The organism is Sandaracinus amylolyticus (genome assembly GCF_000737325.1).
Lineage (GTDB): Bacteria > Myxococcota_A > Polyangia > Polyangiales > Sandaracinaceae > Sandaracinus > Sandaracinus amylolyticus.
Genome location: NZ_CP011125.1, coordinates 4403764 through 4423669 on the forward strand (window position 1 = coordinate 4403764; position 19906 = coordinate 4423669).

Sequence of the window (19906 nt, forward strand, 5' to 3'; positions counted from 1 at the left end):
TCAGAGCCCCGAGCTCTTCAGCGATGCGTCGGCCTCGGGCGTGCGCGGCAGGTGGATGCCGCACTCCTTCTTGCTGCCGAGGTAACGCCCGTCGCGCTCGTCCTGATCGAGCGTCGTCGGCGAGGTCGAGTGCACGTCGCCGATCGACCGGTAGCCGTAGTGGAAGAGCGGGTGGTACGGCAGGTCGTGCTCGACCATGTAGCGCTTCACGTCGTCGCGCGACCACGTGAGGATCGGATGGATCTTGTACGTGCCGTCCTGCAGCTCGACGTGACGGAGGCTCGACCGGAACTCGGTCTGCGATCGACGCAGCCCCGCGACCCACGCGCGCGCGCCGAGCTCCGAGATCGCGCGGTCCATCGGCTCGACCTTCGTGATGCGGCCGTAGCGCGCGATCTCTTCTTCGGTGCCGTCCCACAGCCGCCCGTGGAGCGCTTCCATGCGCGCGGCGGTGAGCTTCGGCGAGTAGACCTTCAGGTTCAGATCGAAGCGCTGCGCGAGCTCTTCGGCGAACTGGTAGGTCTCGGGGAACAGGTACCCGGTGTCGAGGAACACGACCGGGATGCGTGGCGCGACGCGCGTCACGAGGTGCAGCATCAGCGCGCTCTCCGCGCCGAAGCTCGAGCTCATGATCATCGACTCGCCGAACGTCTCGAGCCCCCACGCGATCACGTCCTCGGCGGACGCGCCCTCGAACCGCGCGTTGACCGCATCCAGGTCCAGCGCTGTCGCGCCTTCGGGTGAAGGCGAGGGGACCAGTCGAAGCGCTTCGCGCATGGCCGGAGTCTGGTCCCCGTGTCCGCAGATTGTCAATCGGCGAACCGTGGAATCTCCCGGATCGGCCGTGATCCCGTTGCGAATCACGGCGTTTGATTCTTGACTCGAACGCTGTAGTATCGGCCCGCGAAACGGCGCCCAGGCGCGCGCCGTACACGTCACGAGATGCCCTTCGCGCGCTACGCACGGTGGCTCCACACCCGCTGGCCCGCGGGCGGCGTCGAGCGTCTGCCGATCGTCGGCGAGGACGGCGCGACCGACGTGCCCGGACTGCGCATCGCGGGCGATCTCACGGGCGTGCCGCTGCTCAAGCTCGCGATCGACTCCGCGGTGCGGGCGGTGCGCGCATTCTCCCGCGAGCTCGATCGGGACCCCCAGCGCGATCGCGCGCAGCTCGATCTCGTGATCGTCGGCGGCGGCGTCGCCGGCATCGCGGCGGCGATCGAGGCGCGCGCGTGCGGGCTGCGTGCCGAGGTGATCGAGGCGTCGCGCGCGTTCGACACCGTGCACGAGCTCCCGGCGCGCAAGCCGATCTTCACGTACCCGACGGAGCTCCGGCCCGAGGGCGCGATGCAGGTCGCGGCCGGCGTGCGCGAGACGCTGATCGACGAGCTCGAGGCGCAGCGCATCGCGCACGCGATCGAGCCGCGCGCAGGCCGCGTGACGCACGTCGAGCGCGACGGCGCCGTGCTCGCGGTGCACCTCGAAGAAGGCGCGCCGGTGCACGCCCGCCGAGTGCTGATCGCGATCGGGCGCACCGGCGATCCCCGGCGCCTCGGAGTGCCGGGAGAGGATCTCGAGCACGTCCACCATCGCCTCTACGATCCCGCGGATCATCGCGGGGAGCGCGTGCTCGTCGTCGGCGGTGGCGACTCCGCGTGCGAGACCGCGCTCGCGCTCGCGCGCGAGGGCGCGAAGGTCACGATGGTGCATCGCGGCGCTGATCTCGCGCGCGCCAAGCACGAGAACGCCGAGGCGGTGCGCGCCGAGCGCGCGATCGATCTGCGCCTCGGGACGCGGGTGCGCGCGATCGAGCCCACGCGCGTGCATCTCGAAGACGGCACGTCGCCCGAGATCGATCGCGTCTTCGCGATGCTCGGACGCGAGGCACCGCTCGAGCTCCTGCGTCGCTCGCGCGTCCGCATCGCGCGCGAATGGAGCCCGCGCGCGATCGTCTCGATGATCGCGTTCCTCGCGCTCTGCACGTTCGTCTACACGTGGAAGTCCGGCGGTGCGCTCACGCGCACGTTCCAGGATCGCGGCTGGTTCCCGTTCGGGATCGGCGACGCGCTCGCGCCCGCGGCGGGATCGGCGCTGCACACGATCACGATCTCGCTCGAGGAGCCAGGCTTCTGGTACTCGACCGCGTACAGCGCGGCCGTGCTCGGCTTCGGCATCGCGCGCATCCGACGACGACGCACGCCCTACGTCACGAAGCAGACGATCACGCTGACGCTCGTGCAGCTGATCCCGCTCTTCGTGTTGCCGTACTTCGTGCTCCCGCTGCTCGGTCGTGCGGGCGTGTTCGACGCGGGCGCGATGGCCGCGCTCGCCGATGGCCTCTTTCCGCGCGTCGAGTACGGGCACGGTCGCGAGTACTGGCGCGCGTTCGGCCTCGTGCTCGCGTGGCCGCTGTTCATCTGGAACGTGTTCACCGAGCGGCCCATGTGGCTCTGGCTCGGCATCTCGCTGGTCCAGACGTTCGTGATCATCCCGCTGATCGTGCGGCGCTGGGGGAAGGGCGCGTACTGCGGGTGGATCTGCTCGTGCGGTGCGCTGGCCGAGACGCTCGGCGATGCGCATCGCGAGAAGATGCCGCACGGCCCGTTCTGGAACCGACTGAACATGCTCGGGCAGGTCGTGCTCGGCGCGGTGTTCGTGCTGCTCTTCCTGCGCGTGGTGAGCTGGATCCAGCCGCGATCGTGGCCCGGGTATCTGTTCGGTCGATGGTTCCGCGCCGGGCTATCGAACCTGTCGATGCTCTGGATCCCGCTCGACTACTACCACGTGGTCGACATCCTCTTCGCCGGCATCCTGGGCGTCGGCCTGTACTTCTGGATGAGCGGCCGCACGTGGTGTCGCTTCGCGTGCCCGCTCGCCGCGCTGATGCACGTCTACCAGCGCGCGTTCGGCCTGTTCCGCATCTTCGCGGACAAGAAGAAGTGCATCTCGTGCAACCGCTGCACGAGCGCGTGCCACCAGGGCATCGACGTGATGGCGTTCGCGCAGCGCGGCGCGCCGATGGAGGACCCGCAGTGCGTGCGCTGCTCCGCGTGCGTGCAGACGTGCCCGACCGGCGTGCTCACGTTCGGCCGCTACGACGGCGCGAAGAACATCGTGCTCGACGGAACGCTCGCGTCCCCGGTGCACATGCGCGAGGACGGCAAGCGCGGCCTCGCGGTCGTGCGCTGACGCTCACCGTCGTGGCGCTCGTCGCCATCCAGCGCGAACGAGCTCGGCGACGAGCTCGTCGCGCAGAGAAGCGTCGGGGCCGAAGCCCGCGACGCGACCGAAGCACGAGGTCACACTGACGACCGGCGCGTCCTCCCAGAGGTCGAGCTCGACGGCGGCTTCGCCGCGCACGACGAGCGCGCGCTCGCCGAGAGGACGCAGCGCGCCGATGCGACTCGCCAGCTCTGCTGCCTGCAGCGCATCGTCGCCCTGCATGAGCATCTCGCCGGTGCACGCAGCGAACTGCGCCCCTGGTTCGGTGTCCACCAGCCACACACACATGGTGTTTTCGATCTCGCCGATGGAGAGCCAACGCCGAGTGCTCTGCTCGCGAGTGGCGATCGCGATCTCATGGTCGGCGATCGCAGGTGCGCGTCGCCGCACGTCGGCTGCGATCAGCCCGAGATCGCGCGACGACATCGCTCCGACCCGCGCGAGCTGATCGTCCGCGACGAAGCTCGCGCTGCGACAGTCCGCCCAGAACGCGTCGAAGCCTCCCGGATACGACGCCTCGAGCGTGCCGCGCCGGACGAACAGACTCGCGTACTCGAGGACGATCGCCACGCGCTCAGCTGCACACGCGGTTGCGGCCGCCGCGCTTCGCTTCGTAGAGCTTCTCGTCGGCTTCTTTCACGAGCTCCGCGGGGTCGACGACGCCTTCGGTCCACTCCGCGACCCCGAGGCTGATCGTCACCGGGATGATCGTGCCCTCGAACCGGAACGTGCTGTCCTGCACCGCGCGCCGCAGCTTGTCGGCGAGCAGCGCCGCGCCGTCCTTGCCGACCTCGGGCAGGATCACCGCGAACTCCTCGCCACCGGTGCGCGCCGGTACGTCGTCGCGCCGCACGCGCCCGCGCACCGGCGCACCGAGCTGACGCAGCACCGCATCGCCCGCGAGGTGCCCGTACGTGTCGTTGATCTTCTTGAAGTGATCGATGTCGAAGAGCACCAGCGAGAAGCTGCGCTCGTAGCGCTTCGCGCGGGAGATCTCCTTCTCGAGCGACTCGGTGAAGAAGCGCTTGTTGTGGAGCTCGGTGAGACCGTCGACGGTCATCAGCCGATAGATCTCCTCGTGATACTGCGCTTCCATGTTGCCGCCGACGATGAACTTGAAGATCGTGCGCCCGATCTTCAGCTGATCGCCGTCGCGCAGCACGATCTCGTCGACGAGCTCGTCGTTGACGTACGTGCCGTTCGTCGAGCCGAGGTCGCGGATCGTGTAGCCGTCGCCGAGGCGCGAGATGCGCGCGTGGTTGCGCGACACGCTCTCCTGATCGACCTGCACGTCGCACTTGCTCGAGCGGCCGATCACGCAGGGCTCTTCGCCGAGCGGCACGCGGCGCCCGAGGTCCTCGCCGTAGATGATGACGAGGCAGGCCTCGCGAGACCCGCCCGCCTTCTTCGACGGGTGTGAGATGACCGTGACGACCGTCTTGTTCGGATTGGTCGTCCGCTCGTCCTCCATGAAGGCGTGATCATCGCGAAAGAACAGTTGCAGCGCAAGCGGGCGTCCAGACGGTCGCTTTGTTGACTCACGGATCGGCGAGCTGCGACGTTGACGTGCATGGTGAGGTCCCGGATCGCGCGGCTGCTCGTGGCGATCGCGATGATCGGCGCGACGGGATCGATCCACGTCTCGCCGACCCACGCGGACGATCCGATCGACGCCGCGCCGCGCCGCGCCGCGCGTGCGTCGAGCCCGGAGCGCACCACCGCGCCCGCGGCGCGCCCCCCACGCGCGCTGCGTGCCCTCGATCCCCGCGCGCATCGCGCCGTCGACGGGACCTTGGTGAGCGATCTGGCCGACGGCTCGACCGCGATCCTCACGCTCGATCCCGGGCTGCAGGGCGAGATGGAGGGGCTCTTCGAGCGCTACGAGGTGCCGTGGGGCGCGCTGGTCGCGATCGAGCCCTCGACCGGGCGCGTGCTCGCGTACGTGAGCCACTCGAGCGCGGAGGCCGATGCCGAGGATCTCGTGCTCGCCCCGAGCGCGCCGGCGGCCTCGGTGTTCAAGGTGATCACCGGCGCGGCGCTGATCGACGCGGGCGTCGGGCCCACGACGCGAGTCTGCTATCACGGCGGCGGCAGCCGCCTGCTGCGCGAGCACCTCGAGGACGATCCGCGGCGCGACACGCTCTGCGCGACGCTCGAGGACGCGATGGGCGGATCGATCAACGCGGTGTTCGCCAAGCTCTCCGATCGCCACCTCGAGCCCGCGACGATGGAGCGCTACGCGTCGGCGTTCGGGTTCGGCGAGGCGCTGCCGTTCGACGTGCCGACCACGCCGAGCCCCATCGACGTGCCCGAGGACCGCCTCGAGCGCGCGCGCGCCGCCGCGGGCTTCTGGCACTCGCGCCTGTCGCCGCTGCACGGCGCGCTGATCGCGGCGACGATCGCGAACGACGGAGCGATGCCGCGCGCGCGCATCGTGGAGTCGTTGATCGACGGGGAAGGGCACGTCGCGTACGAGCAGCGCCCCGCGGTGCATCGTCAGGTGATCGGACGGCTCAGCGCGCGCGCGCTCAACCGGATGATGCAGCGCACCGTCTCGCACGGGACCGCGCGGCGCGCGTTCCACGACGAGCGCGGCAACGCGTTCCTCCCGGGCATTCGCGTCGCGGGCAAGACCGGCACGCTGAGCGCGGAGCGCCCGTATCGCGGCTACACGTGGTTCGTCGGGTTCGCGCCCGCGGATCGCCCGCAGATCGCCGTCGCGGCGCTGGTCGTGAACAGGCCCGAGTGGCGCATCAAGGCGAGCTTCGTCGCGCGCGAGGCGCTGCGGCACTGGCTCGTCACGCGTCCGCGCCAGCAGCGTGCCGCCCGCGCGGCCGAGTAATCAGCCCAGCGCGGAGCGCGCGGTCTCGACCGTGACGAGGCCGTTCTTCACGTGCTCGCGCACGTGCATCTCGAACGTCTGCATCCCGTAGGGATGCGCGCCGCGCTCCATGATGTCCTTCAGCGGCGGGTTGCCCTCGGGCTTGCGGATCGTCTCGCGCGCGGTGCCGGTCACGACGAGCAGCTCGAGCGCGAGCACCATGCCGCGTCCGTCCGCCGCGGGCAGCAGGCGCTGCGCGAGGATCGCCTTCACGTTGTCCGCGAAGCGCTCGCGCGTCTCCTGGGGATCCGAGCTCTGCGCGAGCGAGAGCACGCGGCCCACCGTGCGCGCGACGTCCGGCGTGTGCAGCGTCGAGAGCACGAGGTGGCCCGTCTCGCTCGCCTTGAGCGCGATGTCCATCGTCTCCTCGTCGCGGATCTCGCCGACGAGGATCACGTCGGGATCCTGGCGCAGCGCAGCGCGCAGCGCGGTCGCGAAGTCGGGCGTGTCGATCCCGATCTCGCGCTGCGACACCGACGCGAGGTTGTCGGCGTGGATGAACTCGATCGGATCCTCGATCGTGACGATGTGCACGCGCTGCGTCGCGTTGAGGTGCCCGATCATCGACGCGAGCGTGCTCGACTTCCCGTTTCCCGCGGCGCCGCACACGAGGATCATCCCGCGCTCGAGCTCCGCGAGCTGCGGGAGGATCGCCGGCAGGCGCAGCTCCTCGAACGTCGGGATCTTCAGCGGGATCGAGCGCAGCGCGAGCGCGAGCGAGCCGCGCTGGCGATAGACGTTGACGCGATACCGACCGACGCCCGGGATCGAATAGGACGTGTCGTACTGCTGCAGATCGTCGACGGTGCCCTTGTAGCGCGAGCGCTTGAGCACGACCTCGGCGAGCTCGCGCGTGTGCTGCGGCTGGAGCTTGTCGCCCTGCAGGTAGTGGAGGACGCCGCTGACGCGGAAGGCGGGCGGCTGCCCGACCTTGAGCAGCACGTCGCTCGCCTTGTACTGCACGCCCTTCTTCAGCAGCCCCTGGAGGACCGACTCGTCCATTCGGGCTGCGATGGTACCGCGATCACTGCTCGCGGCGGCGGACGACGATCGTGTTCATCCGCTCGGTCTCTTCGAACTGGCGGCGGTACGTCTGCGCCTCCGCGTTCGTCTCGAAGGGACCGATCCTCACGCGGTACACGACCCCGCGACCCTCCACCTCGGCGCGCAGCACGAACGCGCGATGGCCGCGCGCGCGCAGGCCCGCGGCGAACGCCTGCGCGCCCTCGGGGCTGTCGTACGAGATGACCTGCACGGTGTACTCGCCGTCGCGTCCTTCGGGCGCGGCCTCGCCGACGCGCGCCTCGGGCAGCGCGCCCTGCAGCATCGGATCGACCGCCGCGGCGCGCGCGAGCGAGCCTCCGCTGCCGGCCGCGATCGCGGCGGGCAGCGCCGCGGGAAGGCGTTCCGCGAGCTCGGCCGCGGTGACCGGGACGATCGGCGCCGCGATCGTCGGTACGCCCGTGCCGGGGAGCGGATCGGGGTGACGCAGCTCGGCGGCCGCCGCGGCGAGCGCGGCGTGGACCTCGGGGCGATCGTCGCCCTGGAGCGTCGCGGGGAACGTCAGCGCGACGGGATCGATCTCGTCCTCGTCGTCGCGCGCGGCCTGCTCGCGCTCGTCGTCGAGGCACGGCTCCGCGGGCGCGAGGCCCGACGCGCGATCGAGGCGCGCGAGGGGATCGGAGTCGGCCGCCGCGTCCTCCGCGGTGCCGGTGCCGACCTGCAAGCACAGCGAGAGCACCACGCCGACCGTCGTGATCCCCGCGAGCCCGAGGAGCGCGATGCGCCGCCCGGCGCCTTCGCCCTCGTCGCGCTCCCGCACCCGATCGAGATCTCGCATCGCGCTGTCCATCGCCGCCTCCACGCGCCTACGTGTAAAGCGGTGTAGGCGATGTAGGACAGCGTGGTCAACAAATGGGATGCGCTATCGATCCGGAACCACGCGCGAGACGAGCTGGCTCGTATCGGAGCCGACCATCTGCCAGACGGTGATCGTCTCACCGATGCTCGCCTGGATCCGCAGCGAGTACGCGCCGTCCTCGCCCGCTTCGGCGATGACACCCGCGCGGCGGTCCTCGTTGAATCCCATCACGATCGCCAGCGGGCGCGACACGCCGCTCACCTCGACGAAGCCGTCCTCGTCGGGCGCCGAGACGAGGGCCGTCGGCGGCGGCAGGGGCAGCGTGGGAGCCGCGCAGCCCGGCGCGCCGACCGCGAGGCCGACCACGAGCACGAAGGGCGCCACGAGGCGCAGGAGGCTGCGGCGGAGGGTCTCCACGGTCGTGCGGGTGGGTCGCATTCGGCGCTTCGACTTTTCACTCGGTCGTTGGAAGTGCTCGTCGGACCAGAGTGGCGAGCCGACTCTTCATCGATGGCAACCGAGGTGCCACCCGCAGCTCGGGCCGGGATCCTACCGGATCGCGTGGGCGCCACGGTGCGACGGCGGCAACTCCGTTGGCAGGCCGACCTCTCTCTCACGCGTGCGTGCGCGCGTACGCCTACGCGCGTACGCGTGTAGGAAAAGACTGGTCGACGTGGTACCGTGCCGCCCTTCGATCGCAGCGAGAGCCGGCTCGATCCGAGCCCGGTGCGCCGTGGTCCCCGCGGAGAGATCACCCTTTCATGGCCAACGCCAGCCAGACGATCCCCCACTCGATCGACGACGAGATGCGCGCCTCGTACGTCGCGTACGCGATGAGCGTCATCGTCGGACGCGCGATCCCCGACGCGCGCGACGGGCTCAAGCCGGTGCATCGCCGAGTGCTCTACTCGATGCACGAGCAAGGCATCCGCGCCGGCAGCGCGCCGAAGAAGAGCGCGCGCGTCGTCGGCGACGTGCTCGGCAAGTACCACCCGCACGGCGACGCGTCGGTCTACGACGCCCTGGTCCGCATGGCCCAGGACTTCGCGATGCGGTACCCGCTGATCGACGGCCAGGGCAACTTCGGCAGCGTCGACGGCGATCCCGCGGCGGCGATGCGCTACACGGAGTGCCGCCTCTCGAAGATCTCGACCGACATCCTCGCCGACATCGACAAGGAGACGGTCGACTGGCGTCCGAACTACGACGACGCCGAGCTCGAGCCGAGCGTCCTGCCGTCGCGCATCCCGAACCTGCTGGTCAACGGATCGGCGGGCATCGCGGTCGGCATGGCGACCAACATCCCGCCGCACAACCTGCGGGAGATCGTCGACGCGACGATCCGCGTGATCCGCTTCCCGGAGATCACGATCGACGAGCTGATGGCGAACGACGACGCCAACGGCTTCCTCGGCGTGAAGGGCCCGGACTTTCCGACGCGCGGCTTCATCTACGGCACCTCGGGCATCCGCCAGGCGTTCCTCACGGGCCGCGGCCGCGTCGTGATGCGCGCGCGCGCCGAGATCGAGCCGATGCCGGGCAAGAACGACCGCGAGATGATCGTGGTCACCGAGATCCCGTACCAGGTGAACAAGGCCGAGCTCCTCAAGAAGATCGCGGAGCTCGTGCGCGAGAAGAAGATCGAGGGGATCAGCGATCTCCGCGACGAGAGCGATCGCGACGGCATGCGCGTCGTGATCGAGCTCAAGCGCGACGCTCCCGGGCAGATCGTGCTGAACCAGCTGTACCAGCAGACCCAGCTGCAGAGCACGTTCGGCGTCAACTGCCTCGCGATCGTGCACGGTCAGCCGCAGGTCCTGAACCTCAAGTCGGCGATCCAGATCTTCATCTCGCATCGCCGCGAGGTCGTCACGCGGCGCACGCGCTTCGATCTGCGGAAGGCGAAGGAGCAGCGCGAGCTCGTCGAAGGGCTCGGCATGGCGACCACCGAGGTCGACCTCGTCGTGCGCACCATCCGCGAGTCGCGCGATCAGGACGAGGCGCGCGATCGCCTGATGAAGCTGCCGCTCAAGGGGCTCGAGGAGTTCGTGCGTCGCGCCGGGCGCCCCGAGAACGAGATCACCGCGGCGAAGGCGCGCGGCGACTACTTCCTCAGCGAGCGCCAGGCGAAGGCGATCCTCGAGATGCGCCTCGCGCGCCTGACCGGGCTCGAGCGCGAGAAGCTCGCGGGCGAGTACGGCGAGCTCTCGGATCTCATCGCGAAGCTCGAGGCGATCCTCGGGAGCGAAGCGCTCCTGCTCGACGTGATCGTCGACGAGCTCAAGGAGGTCCGCGAGAAGCACGGCGATGATCGCCGCACCGAGATCGTCGCGGCCGAGGGCGACATCTCGATCGAGGATCTCATCGCCAACGAGCCGATGGCGGTCACCGTGACGCACGGCGGCTATCTGAAGCGCGTGCCGCTCACCGAGTACCGCGCGCAGGGCCGCGGAGGGAAGGGCACGCGCGCCGCGGAGCTCCGCGAGGAGGACTTCGTCGCGCAGCTCTTCGTCGCGAACGCGCACGCGGACCTGCTCTTCCTCAGCGACAAGGGCAAGGCCTACGCGAAGAAGGTCTACGAGATCCCGGTCGCGTCGCGCGCGTCGCGCGGACGGCACGTGAACAACATGCTCGCGGTCGATCCGCAGGGCGAGCGCATCGCGGCGATCGTGCCCGTCGAGAAGTTCGACGAGGAGCACTTCCTGCTGACGTGCACGCGCGGCGGGACGGTGAAGCGCACCGCGCTCAGCGCGTACGCGAACATGCGCTCGAGCGGCATCATCGGCGTGCAGATCGAGGACGGCGATCAGCTGCTCGCGGCGCGCATCGTCGACGTGAAGAGCGAGGTGCTGATCGGCACCGCGAAGGGCATGTCGATCCGCTTCCAGGTGGAGGACGTTCGCCCGATGGGCCGCGACACGCGCGGTGTGCGCGGCATCGATCTGCGCGAGGGGGATCGCGTGATCGGCATGGACGTGATCGACGACGAGTCGAAGCAGGTCCTCGCGATCAGCGCGAACGGCTACGGAAAGCGCACGCCGCTGAAGGACGCGGAGGGCAACTCCACGTGGCGCATGCAGAACCGCGGTGGCCTCGGGATCATCGCGATGGAGACGAGCGAGCGGAACGGTGAGCTCGTCGCGCTGCGTGTGGTGAGCCCGGACGATCAGGTGATGGTGATCACGAACGGCGGGCAGATCATCCGCACGCACGTGCACCAGATCCGCGAGGCCGGCCGCAACACGCAGGGCGTGCGCATCATCCGCGTGTCGGGCGACGAGCGCGTGGTCGACGTGGAGCGCCTCGCGGAGCCCGAGGAGGGCGAGCCGGCGCCGCTGCCGGAGCTCGGCGAGTCGATGCCGCCGCCGGGCGACGAGGGGCCGGGCGAGGACGCATGAGCGACGCGGGGCGCGCGCACCACACGGGACGCTGCCTCTGCGGCGCGGTCTCGTACGAGGTGCGCGCGCCGCTGCGCGCGCTGTCGTTCTGCCACTGCTCGATCTGTCGTCGCCAGCACTCGCACGTCGGCGCGTACGCGAGCGCGGAGCGCGACGCGTTCGTGGTGCACGATCCGCAGGGCGCGCTGCGCTGGTATCGCTCGTCGCATGACGTGCAGCGCGGGTTCTGCGGGCACTGCGGGGCAGGGTTGTTCTTCGAGCGCGCGACGGAGAGCGAGCGCGAGGTCACCGCGGGCTCGCTCGATGCGCCGACGGGCGTGCGCGTCGAGAGCCACATCTGGGTCGGGAGCAAGGGCGACTACTACGAGCTCGCCGACGACGGGCTCGCGAGATTCGAAGGAGATCCCGAATGAGCGCCTCCGGATCGAGCTCGGTGCATGGACGTGGCCGCTGTCTGTGCGGTGCGGTCTCGTACGAGGTCCGCGCGCCGATGCGCGAGATCTCGTTCTGCCACTGCGGGATGTGCCGGCGCGTGCACAGCTACGCGGGCGCGTACACCACGGCGATCGCCGACTCGATCGTGCTGCACGATCCGAGCGGCGCGCTCCGCTGGTATCGCTCGTCGGACGAGGTGCAGCGCGGGTTCTGCAGCACGTGCGGGACGATGTTGTTCTGGCAGCACGACGCCTCGAAGGTGCGCGGCGTGACCGCGGGATCGCTCGAAGCGCCGACGGGGCTGCGCGCCGGCATGCACATCCACGTCGCGGACAAGGGCGACTGGTACGAGATCCCCGACGACGGGCTCGAGCGACGCCAGGGCAGCTTCGCGTGAGCGAGCAGCTCTATCGCGCGTACGTCGAATCGCTGCAGCGCGAATTCCCGGGGCTGCGCGTGATCAGCAAGCGCGGGCACACGATGTCGATCGTGATCGATCGGCTGCTGAAGATCGTCACGCTCGGTGGGCAGTCCGCCTATCTCACGCGCTACACGACGGTGCTCGGTCGGACGATCTACACGCCGACCGAGTGGGAGCAGCGCGATCCGCGCGAGCGATACGTCACGATGCGGCACGAGGCCGTGCACCTCCGTCAGTCGCGTCGGTATGGGATGCTGCTGATGAGCGTCCTCTACGCGCTGCCGTTCTTCCCGCTCGGGCTCGCGTACGGTCGCGCGCGCATCGAGTGGGAGGCGTACGCCGAGACGTTCCGGGCGGTCGCCGAGGTGTGGGGCCCTGCGAGGGCGCGCTCACCGGAGATGCGCGCGCACGTGCTGAAGCAGTTCACGAGCCCCGCGTACGGATGGATGTGGCCCTTCCCGAAGCAGGTGAATCGCTGGATTGACGAGGTCCTGGCCACGCTGCCGGAGGCCTGATCGGGCACGAGATCTTCGGCCGGATGTTCAGGTAGACTGCTCGGTCGAAGTCTCGGCTCATGGCGTCTCCCGTTCTCGGAATCGACCTCGGCACCACCAACAGCGTCGTCGCCGTCGCGGAGGGCCAACGCGCGCAGGTGCTGATGGACGCCGAGGGGAACCGGTTGATCCCCTCCGTCGTCTCGTTCCATCCCGCGGGTGACGTGCTCGTCGGGTACCCGGCGCGCGAGCGGCGTCTCCTCGACGCGAAGAACACGATCTATTCGGTGAAGCGCCTGATCGGGCGCCCGTTCCGCGGCATCGAGGTGCAGCGCGCGCAGGAACGCTTCCCGTTCGCGCTCACCGAGGCGCCGAACCAGGGCGTGACGGTGCAGGCGCGCGGCGAGGCGTACACGCTCCCGGAGATCAGCGCGTTCGTGCTGCGCGAGGTGCGTCGCATCGCGGAGCAGGCGCTCGGCACCGAGTGCACGCGCGCGGTGATCACCGTGCCCGCGAACTTCACCGAGCTGCAGCGCAGCGCGACGAAGGCCGCGGGAAAGATCGCGGGGCTCGAGGTGCTGCGCATCCTCAACGAGCCCACCGCCGCCGCGCTCGCGTACGGCTACGGGCGCGGATCGCGCGAGCGCATCGCGATCTACGACATGGGCGGCGGCACGTTCGACGTGACGATCCTCGAGCTCGCGGGCGACGTGTTCGAGGTCATGGCGACCGCGGGCGACACGTTCCTCGGGGGCGACGACGTCGACGTGCTGATCGCGGAGAAGATGGCGGACGCGTTCCTCGCGCATCACCGCTTCGATCCGCGCCAGGATCCGCAGGCCTACGAGCGCCTCCGCGCCGCGGCGGAGTGGAGCAAGTGCCAGCTCTCGAGCGAAGAGGAAGTGCACCTTCGCGTCGAGGAGCTCGCGTACGGCGAGGGCGGTGTCTCGCTCGATCTCACGTTCGGTCTCGCGCGCGACGCGCTCGAGCAGATGGTGCGCCCGCTGATCTCGCGCACGTTCGACGTGTGCGAGGAGGCGATGCGCACGGCGGGCCTGCGGCCGACGCAGCTCGACAACGTGATCCTCGTCGGCGGCAGCACGCGCATGCCGATCGTGCGGCGCATGGTCGCGGACTACTTCGGGCGCGAGCCGCTCTCGACGATCGATCCCGACCTCGTCGTCGCGCAGGGCGCGGCGCTGCAGGGGTGGGCGCTGCGCGGGAGCAGCGCGTCGGTGCCGCCGCCCGCCGCGCTCGGCAAGGTCGCGCTCAAGCGTGTGACGCAGACCGAGCTCAAAGCGGTGCAGCGGCGCACCGAGCTCAAGGAAGAGATCGCGGCCCAGCGCCCGGTCGGTCCTGCGTTCCAGCCGCGCGAGCAACCGCCCGCGCCGCCGCGCGTGCCGGCGCCGAGCGCGCCCGCGGCGCACGACTCGTGGCTCGGACCGCGCACGAGCGACGAGGACGAGACGCTCGTGCGGCGATCCCCGTTCGAGCGCTCGTCGCCGCCGCCGCCGCTCCCCGGCAAGAACGAGCCGGCCGCGGTGCCGCCTCCGCCGCCGATGCCCGCGAAGAGCGCGCCGAAGCCGCCGCCGCCCGCCGCCGCGATCCCCGGTGTCGTCGCGGCGCGCTCGGTCGTCGTGGGCAACAAGGCCGACGGACCGCGCCCCGTGCCTCCGCCCGCGCCCGCGAGCGCCGTCGTGGCGCCGCCGGTCCCCCAGTTCCGCGACCCGCCGAGCGCGCCCCAGGTGAAGGCGCGCGAGCCCACGCATCAGTTCCGCACCGACGACACGCCCGCGGCGCTCCCGGCGGCGCAGCCGACGCAGCCGATCGCGAGCGGCTGGTCGTCGCCGCCTCCGCCGGCCTCGGTGCGCCCGCCGCTGCTGCTCGACGTCACGCCGCACTCGCTCGGCGTCGAGACCGTCGGCGGGTACTGCGAGCACGTCATCAAGCGCAACGCCGCGATCCCGGTCGAGCAGACGCGCGTGTTCTCGACCGCGACGGACATGCAGGACAGCGTGCGCGTGCGTGTGGTGCAGGGAGAGTCGCGCCGCCTCGAGGACAATCAGCCGCTCGGCGAGATCGAGCTCTCCGGGCTCCGGCAGGCGCTGCGCGGCGCGGTGAAGATCGGCGTGACGTTCCTGATGGACGCCGACGGAACGCTGGGCGTGAAGGCGAAGGATCTCGACACCGGGCGCGAGCAGTCGATCCGCATCCAGCTCGTCGGCGGGATGAGCGACGCCGAGATCCAGAAGATGGCGGCGCGTCAGCAGCAGATGGTCGGATGAGCGACGACCGGTTGGACCAATTGGACTACTACGACCTGCTGCAGGTCGAGCCGACGTCGACGATCGACGACGTCCGGCGCGCGTTCCACGCGTTCGCGGCGAAGTACCATCCCGATCGGTTCGCAGGCGCGCCGCCCGAGAAACAAGAGCGCGCGGCGCAGATCTACCGCCGCGGCGCCGAGGCGTATCGCGTGCTGCTCGACCCCGAGCAGCGCCGCATCTACGAGGCGCAGCGCGCGCGGGGCAAGCTCCGCCTCGACCCCGAGGAGAAGACCGATCGCGGCAACGGCCCAGGGACGGGCGGCCTCGCGATCCGCTCGCCGCGCGCGCGACCGTTCGCGCAGAAGGCGACGGAAGCATTCAAGAAGGGCGACTGGGCGACCGCGCGGCTCAACCTGAAGCTCGCGATGCAGCACGAGCCCGAGAACGCCCTCTTGCAGGCGCGGCTCGCCGAAGTGGAGCAGAGGCTTCGCGCGAGGTAGATTGCCGCCCTCCATGACGCGGCGCGCCATCCTCGAGCGGATCACGAAGGAGACGCGGATCGAGGTCGAGATCGACCTCGACGGCACCGGGCAGTACGACGTGCAGACGCCGCTCCCGTTCCTCTCGCACATGGTCGAGCAGCTCGCGCGTCACGGGATGATCGACCTCAAGGTGCGCGCCCAGGGCGACGTCGAGATCGACGGGCACCACACGACCGAGGACCTCGCGATCACGATCGGTCGCTGCGTCGCCGACGCGCTCGGCGACAAGCGCGGCATTCGTCGCTACGGCTCGGCGACGCTCCCGATGGACGAGGCGTGCGTCACGTGCGCGATCGATCTCTCGGGGCGCACGTTCTTCCAGTCGCGGATCGACCTGCCGAAGGCGAAGGTCGGCAGCTTCGACACCGAGCTCGCCGACGTCTTCTTCGAGGGCTTCGCGCGTGGCGCGCAGTGCAACCTGCACCTCTACAAGCACGCCGGCGACAACCTCCATCACATCATCGAGATCTCGTTCAAGGCGCTGGCGCGCGCGCTGCGCGACGCGAGCGAGATCGATCCGCGCGCCGCGAGCGTGCTCCCGTCGACGAAGGGGACGCTGACCGAATGAGCGCGGCCACGCGAGAGGTGGTCGTCGTCGACCTCGGGATGGGCAACCTGCGCAGCGTCGCGCGCGCGCTCGAGCGGGCGGGCGCGTCGGCGCGGATCAGCAGCGATGCCGAGGTGATCGCGAAGGCTCCGCGCCTCGTCGTGCCGGGGCAGGGGCAGTTCCGCGATTGTGCGAGCGCGCTCGAGGGCGAGCTCGGGAGCGCGGTGCGCGCGTTCGTCGCGAGCGGTCGGCCGTACCTCGGGATCTGCCTCGGGATGCAGGCGCTCTTCGCGTCGAGCGAGGAAGCGCCGGGCGCCGGGGGGCTCGGGATCTTCGGTGGCACGGTGGCGCGCTTCGCGCGTGATCTCCGTGATGCCAGCGGCGAGCGTCTCAAGGTCCCGCACATGGGCTGGAGCGAGCTCGCGCTTCCGCGCGCACCGCATCCGATGCTCGCGTCCGAGCCGCGCTGGTTCTACTTCGTGCACTCGTACGTGTGCGTGCCCGAGGACGCGGGGATCATCGCGGCGACGGCGGATCACGGTGGAGCGTTCTGCGCGGCGGTCGCGCGCGAGAACGTGTTCGCGTGTCAGTTCCACCCCGAGAAGAGCGGAGCGGCGGGGCACGCGCTGCTGACGCGATACGTGGAGGGCGCGTGGAGCTGATCCCGGCGATCGACCTGCTCGAGGGCAAGGTCGTGCGCCTGCACAAGGGGCGCTACGACGAGGTCACGGTCTACGCGGACGATCCGGTCGCGGAGGCGAAGCGCTTCGCGGATCAGGGCGCGAAGCGGCTGCACGTCGTGGATCTCGAGGGCGCTCGCAGTGGTGACGCGGCGCACGCGGCGCTCGTCGAGCGCATCGTGGCGAGCGTGCCCTCGATCGCGGTGCAGGTCGGCGGTGGCGTGCGTGATGCGCGCGCGGCCGAGCGATGGCTCGCCGCAGGCGCGCAGCGTGTCGTGATGGGCACGGCCGCGATCAAGAGCCCGGACGTGGTGTCGGACCTGTGCGCGAAGCACCCGGGCCGGCTGGTGATCGCGATCGACGCGCGCAACGGCGAGGTCGCGATCGAGGGCTGGGAGAAGGGCAGCGGCGTGCGCGCCGAGGAGCTCGCGGGGCGCGTCGACGCGTGGGGCGCGGCGGCGATCCTCTACACGGACATCGATCGCGACGGCACGCGCCTCGGGCCCGCGGTGGACTCGACTGCGGCGCTGCAGGCGGCGGTGAGCGCGACGGTGATCGCGTCGGGCGGCATCGGCGAGATCGCGCACCTGCTCGAGCTCGCGCGCGCCGGGGTGCGCGCCGCGGTGTGCGGGCGCGCGCTCTATGCGGGCGCGTTCACGCTGCCCGAGGCGCTCGCCGCGCTCTCGGAGGGGCGCTGATGGTCGCGCGGCGCATCATCCCGTGCCTCGACGTGAAGGACGGGCGCGTCGTGAAGGGCGTGCAGTTCGTCGGGCTGCGCGACGCGGGTGATCCCGTCGAGTGCGCGACGCGATACGACCGCGAGGGCGCGGACGAGATCACGTTCCTCGACATCACGGCATCGAGCGACGCGCGGCGCATCCTGATCGACGTCGTCGAGCGCACGGCGGAGGCGCTCGCGGTACCGCTCACGGTCGGCGGCGGGGTGCGCACGCGCGGTGACGCGCGTGATCTGCTGCACGCGGGCGCGGACAAGGTCGCGGTGAACACGGCCGCAGTGAAGACACCCGAGGTGATCGAGGCGATCTCGGGCGCGTACGGCGCGCAGGCGCTGGTCGTGGCGATCGACGCACGTCGGCGCGCCGAGGGCGGCTGGGAGGTCTTCACGCACGGCGGTCGCAACCCGACGGGGCTCGACGTGGTCGCGTGGGCGCGCGAGGTGGAGTCGCGCGGCGCGGGTGAGATCCTGTTGACGAGCATGGACCGCGACGGCACCAAGGAAGGTTTCGATCTCGCGCTCACGCGTGCGGTGGCCGAGGCGGTGTCGATCCCGGTGATCGCGTCGGGCGGTGTGGGCACGCTCGAGCACTTCCGGGCCGGCCTGGTCGAGGGCGCGGCCGACGCGGCGCTCGCCGCGAGCGTCTTCCACGACGGCGTCTTCACCGTGGGCGAGGTGAAGCAGTACCTTTCGGCGCGCGGGGTACGCGTTCGGCCGCCCGCTGCGAAGGCATGAACGATCTGCTCGGCGTCACGATCGACGATCTCGTCGCGTCCCTGAAGTCGCGGAGGATCCGGATCCCGTCGGACATCGGCGCGTTCGTCGCGCTCGAGACGGTGGAGGCGCTCTTGCGCGGTCCCGCGATCGTACGCGGTGGCGACGTGCGCATCGCCGAGGACGGAACGGTGTCGGTGTTCGCGCCGCCGAACAGCGCGTCGGCGGAGGAAGCGGCGCGCTCGGTGATCGCGCTGCTCGCGACGCTGCTCGTGGCGTCGGGCACGGGCGTGCCCCCGGTGCTGGTGGGGCTCGTGGAGCACGGCGCGGGCAGCGGGCCCGCGGCGCTCGAGCGGCTGCGCGACGAGCTCGAGGCGTCGCTGGTGCCGCTCAACCGCGGCGCGTCGCGTCGCGTGCTCTCGCGCATGATCCGCGAAGCGCGGCGCGCGGCATCGCAGGCGGAGAGCGCGCTCGACGAGGTGCCCGAGGATCAGCTCGACGACGCGCTCGACGATCTGATCGGCGCGCCCGCGAAGAAGCCCGCTGCGCCGGCGGGAGCGCGCGGAATGTCGGATCCCGATCTCGCGGCGCCCGCGTTCAGCGCGCCGCCCGCGGACCTCTCGGATCCGTTCGCCGATCCCGAGAAGGATCCGCACCCGCTCTCGGTCACGCCGCCGCCGGGCGCGGTGATCTCGCCGATCCCGCGCGTGCGTCACGAAGCGCCGAGCGATGCGATCACGCTCGACGAGCCGCGTCCCGAGCTCGCCGCGATCGCGGCACCGAAGCGCACGACGCCGAAGGAGATCGCGAAGCCCGCGCCGCGCGTGCGCGAGCCCGCGCCCGAGCCCGCACCGGCGATCGAGTCCGAGCGTCCGCCGAAGCCGCGCGCGAAGGCGCCTCCGTCGTTCGACGAGTTCGAAGCGGCCCCGAAGAGCACGGGCCGCGGCGGCGGGTTGATTTGGGGGCTCGCGTTCGTCGTCGTGATCCTCTTCGCGATCGCCGGCGTCGCGTTGATGCGCCCGGATCTCGTGGACGTCGCGCTCGGTCGCCCGCCCGCGCCCGAGGCGCCCGCGGGCCCGACGCCCGAAGAGCAAGAAGCCGCGCTGCGCGCCCATCGCGCGCGCTTCGGCACGCTCACGGTGCGCAGCACGCCGGATCGCGCGCAGGTGCTGATGTTCGTCGGGCGTGGACCCGCGATGGCGACGCAGCTCCCGACGGGCATGGCGTACGAGCTCGTCGCGATCGCCGACGGTCGCGCGCCGACGCGTGCGATCGTGCCCGCGGACGCGCAGTGGGAGCGCACCGCGGACGGCCCGCGCTACGAGCTCGCGATGCAGACCGGCGATCAGGCGATGCCGCCCGATCGCATGGTGCTCGGCGACACGCGCCTGCCGCGCGACGCGCTGGGCGCGCCCGGCCCCGAGCTCGGCTCGATCCGTGTCGTCACGAATCCGCCGGGCGCGAAGGTGTATCTGCTCGTCGGCTTCACGCCGCAGGTCACGGTGCAGAACGTTCGCACCGACGAGGTGGTCGAGCTGCTCGTCTACCGCGAGGGCCACGCGCTCGAGCGCGTCCCGGTGATGCCGAGCGACTGGCGCGAGGGCGAGGACGGCACGAAGACCGCCGACGTCGAGGTGACGCTGAGACCGCTCGCGCCGCAGCGCGGTCGCTGAGCGCTCGGTGCGGCACCGCCTTCGCCGCACGCGCC

19 protein-coding genes are annotated in these 19906 nt (G+C 70.9%); 13 read left to right on the forward strand and 6 right to left on the reverse strand.

Annotated elements, in window-relative coordinates:
• A complete protein-coding gene (locus tag DB32_RS18715; RefSeq protein ID WP_053233823.1) occupies positions 1 to 777 on the reverse strand; it encodes a phosphoadenylyl-sulfate reductase in 777 nt (258 codons plus the stop codon).
• A gap of 165 nt (positions 778 to 942) precedes the next feature.
• Here DB32_RS18715 and DB32_RS18720 point away from each other — a divergent pair, with 165 nt between their 5' ends.
• Positions 943 to 3189 carry an NAD(P)-binding domain-containing protein gene (locus tag DB32_RS18720; protein ID WP_053233824.1) on the forward strand — a complete coding sequence of 749 codons (2247 nt, stop codon included), beginning with the start codon at positions 943 to 945 and terminating at the stop codon, positions 3187 to 3189.
• A 3-nt stretch (positions 3190 to 3192) separates the two neighbouring features.
• Here DB32_RS18720 and DB32_RS18725 read toward each other — a convergent pair whose 3' ends face one another.
• Positions 3193 to 3792 (reverse strand): hypothetical protein, encoded by a 600-nt coding sequence (locus DB32_RS18725; RefSeq protein WP_053233825.1) that lies wholly within the window; start codon positions 3790 to 3792, stop codon positions 3193 to 3195.
• Positions 3793 to 3796: 4 nt separating this feature from the next.
• Entirely contained in the window at positions 3797 to 4693 is an 897-nt protein-coding gene (locus DB32_RS18730) for a GGDEF domain-containing protein (RefSeq protein WP_053233826.1), read from the reverse strand.
• A gap of 99 nt (positions 4694 to 4792) precedes the next feature.
• Between DB32_RS18730 and DB32_RS18735 the strand changes: the two genes are divergently transcribed.
• The gene (locus DB32_RS18735) at positions 4793 to 6064 is read left to right on the forward strand and encodes a penicillin-binding transpeptidase domain-containing protein (RefSeq protein ID WP_083457481.1); all 1272 of its coding nucleotides are present in this window, start codon (positions 4793 to 4795) and stop codon (positions 6062 to 6064) included.
• Here DB32_RS18735 and DB32_RS18740 read toward each other — a convergent pair whose 3' ends face one another.
• The 3 genes from DB32_RS18740 to DB32_RS18750 all read right to left on the reverse strand — a co-directional run bounded on the left by DB32_RS18740 (position 6065) and on the right by DB32_RS18750 (position 8381).
• Positions 6065 to 7105: a type IV pilus twitching motility protein PilT gene (locus tag DB32_RS18740; protein ID WP_053233828.1), complete on the reverse strand. Its 1041-nt coding sequence runs from the start codon at positions 7103 to 7105 to the stop codon at positions 6065 to 6067.
• Between the two features lie 22 nt (positions 7106 to 7127).
• Positions 7128 to 7943 (reverse strand): SPOR domain-containing protein, encoded by an 816-nt coding sequence (locus DB32_RS18745; protein ID WP_157069166.1) that lies wholly within the window; start codon positions 7941 to 7943, stop codon positions 7128 to 7130.
• Between the two features lie 84 nt (positions 7944 to 8027).
• A complete protein-coding gene (locus DB32_RS18750; protein WP_053233830.1) occupies positions 8028 to 8381 on the reverse strand; it encodes a hypothetical protein in 354 nt (117 codons plus the stop codon).
• 344 nt (positions 8382 to 8725) lie between these two features.
• On the opposite strand from DB32_RS18750, the gene gyrA reads away from it, so the two are divergent.
• From gyrA to DB32_RS18805, 11 genes are read left to right on the forward strand one after another with little or no spacing between them, the layout of a single operon-like run.
• The gene (gyrA, locus tag DB32_RS18755; protein WP_053233831.1) at positions 8726 to 11362 is read left to right on the forward strand and encodes a DNA gyrase subunit A; all 2637 of its coding nucleotides are present in this window, start codon (positions 8726 to 8728) and stop codon (positions 11360 to 11362) included.
• Positions 11359 to 11775, forward strand: coding sequence for a GFA family protein (locus DB32_RS18760; protein ID WP_053233832.1), 417 nt, complete (start codon positions 11359 to 11361; stop codon positions 11773 to 11775). The genes gyrA and DB32_RS18760 overlap by 4 nt, the downstream gene beginning before the upstream one ends.
• A complete protein-coding gene (locus tag DB32_RS18765) occupies positions 11772 to 12194 on the forward strand; it encodes a GFA family protein (protein ID WP_053233833.1) in 423 nt (140 codons plus the stop codon). The genes DB32_RS18760 and DB32_RS18765 overlap by 4 nt, the downstream gene beginning before the upstream one ends.
• Entirely contained in the window at positions 12191 to 12733 is a 543-nt protein-coding gene (locus tag DB32_RS18770) for a hypothetical protein (RefSeq protein WP_053233834.1), read from the forward strand. Before DB32_RS18765 ends, DB32_RS18770 begins: the two co-directional genes overlap by 4 nt.
• Before the next feature lie 59 nt (positions 12734 to 12792).
• Positions 12793 to 14997: an Hsp70 family protein gene (locus DB32_RS49990; RefSeq protein ID WP_053233835.1), complete on the forward strand. Its 2205-nt coding sequence runs from the start codon at positions 12793 to 12795 to the stop codon at positions 14995 to 14997.
• Positions 14994 to 15479, forward strand: a complete 486-nt coding sequence (locus DB32_RS18780; protein WP_083457483.1) for a J domain-containing protein — start codon at positions 14994 to 14996, stop codon at positions 15477 to 15479. The genes DB32_RS49990 and DB32_RS18780 overlap by 4 nt, the downstream gene beginning before the upstream one ends.
• Before the next feature lie 13 nt (positions 15480 to 15492).
• Positions 15493 to 16089: an imidazoleglycerol-phosphate dehydratase HisB gene (hisB, locus tag DB32_RS18785; RefSeq protein ID WP_053233837.1), complete on the forward strand. Its 597-nt coding sequence runs from the start codon at positions 15493 to 15495 to the stop codon at positions 16087 to 16089.
• On the forward strand, positions 16086 to 16730 hold the full coding sequence (hisH, locus tag DB32_RS18790) for an imidazole glycerol phosphate synthase subunit HisH (RefSeq protein ID WP_053233838.1): 645 nt from the start codon (positions 16086 to 16088) through the stop codon (positions 16728 to 16730). The genes hisB and hisH overlap by 4 nt, the downstream gene beginning before the upstream one ends.
• Positions 16721 to 17446, forward strand: a complete 726-nt coding sequence (gene hisA, locus DB32_RS18795; protein ID WP_053233839.1) for a 1-(5-phosphoribosyl)-5-[(5-phosphoribosylamino)methylideneamino]imidazole-4-carboxamide isomerase — start codon at positions 16721 to 16723, stop codon at positions 17444 to 17446. The genes hisH and hisA overlap by 10 nt, the downstream gene beginning before the upstream one ends.
• A complete protein-coding gene (gene hisF, locus DB32_RS18800) occupies positions 17446 to 18219 on the forward strand; it encodes an imidazole glycerol phosphate synthase subunit HisF (RefSeq protein WP_053233840.1) in 774 nt (257 codons plus the stop codon). Before hisA ends, hisF begins: the two co-directional genes overlap by 1 nt.
• Complete coding sequence (locus DB32_RS18805; protein ID WP_053233841.1) at positions 18216 to 19871, forward strand: peptidase associated/transthyretin-like domain-containing protein; 1656 nt, start codon at positions 18216 to 18218, stop codon at positions 19869 to 19871. The genes hisF and DB32_RS18805 overlap by 4 nt, the downstream gene beginning before the upstream one ends.
• Positions 19872 to 19906 lie beyond the last annotated feature (35 nt).

Coding starts and splice junctions, on each gene's coding strand:
- DB32_RS18715 (WP_053233823.1), bottom strand. CDS start 777: ATGCGCGAAGCGCTTCGACTGGTCCCCTCGCCTTCACCCGAAGGCGCG.
- DB32_RS18720 (WP_053233824.1), top strand. CDS start 943: ATGCCCTTCGCGCGCTACGCACGGTGGCTCCACACCCGCTGGCCCGCG.
- DB32_RS18730 (WP_053233826.1), bottom strand. CDS start 4,693: ATGGAGGACGAGCGGACGACCAATCCGAACAAGACGGTCGTCACGGTC.
- DB32_RS18735 (WP_083457481.1), top strand. CDS start 4,793: ATGGTGAGGTCCCGGATCGCGCGGCTGCTCGTGGCGATCGCGATGATC.
- DB32_RS18740 (WP_053233828.1), bottom strand. CDS start 7,105: ATGGACGAGTCGGTCCTCCAGGGGCTGCTGAAGAAGGGCGTGCAGTAC.
- DB32_RS18745 (WP_157069166.1), bottom strand. CDS start 7,943: ATGCGAGATCTCGATCGGGTGCGGGAGCGCGACGAGGGCGAAGGCGCC.
- gyrA (WP_053233831.1), top strand. CDS start 8,726: ATGGCCAACGCCAGCCAGACGATCCCCCACTCGATCGACGACGAGATG.
- DB32_RS18760 (WP_053233832.1), top strand. CDS start 11,359: ATGAGCGACGCGGGGCGCGCGCACCACACGGGACGCTGCCTCTGCGGC.
- DB32_RS18765 (WP_053233833.1), top strand. CDS start 11,772: ATGAGCGCCTCCGGATCGAGCTCGGTGCATGGACGTGGCCGCTGTCTG.
- DB32_RS49990 (WP_053233835.1), top strand. CDS start 12,793: ATGGCGTCTCCCGTTCTCGGAATCGACCTCGGCACCACCAACAGCGTC.
- DB32_RS18780 (WP_083457483.1), top strand. CDS start 14,994: ATGAGCGACGACCGGTTGGACCAATTGGACTACTACGACCTGCTGCAG.
- hisB (WP_053233837.1), top strand. CDS start 15,493: ATGACGCGGCGCGCCATCCTCGAGCGGATCACGAAGGAGACGCGGATC.
- hisH (WP_053233838.1), top strand. CDS start 16,086: ATGAGCGCGGCCACGCGAGAGGTGGTCGTCGTCGACCTCGGGATGGGC.
- hisF (WP_053233840.1), top strand. CDS start 17,446: ATGGTCGCGCGGCGCATCATCCCGTGCCTCGACGTGAAGGACGGGCGC.
- DB32_RS18805 (WP_053233841.1), top strand. CDS start 18,216: ATGAACGATCTGCTCGGCGTCACGATCGACGATCTCGTCGCGTCCCTG.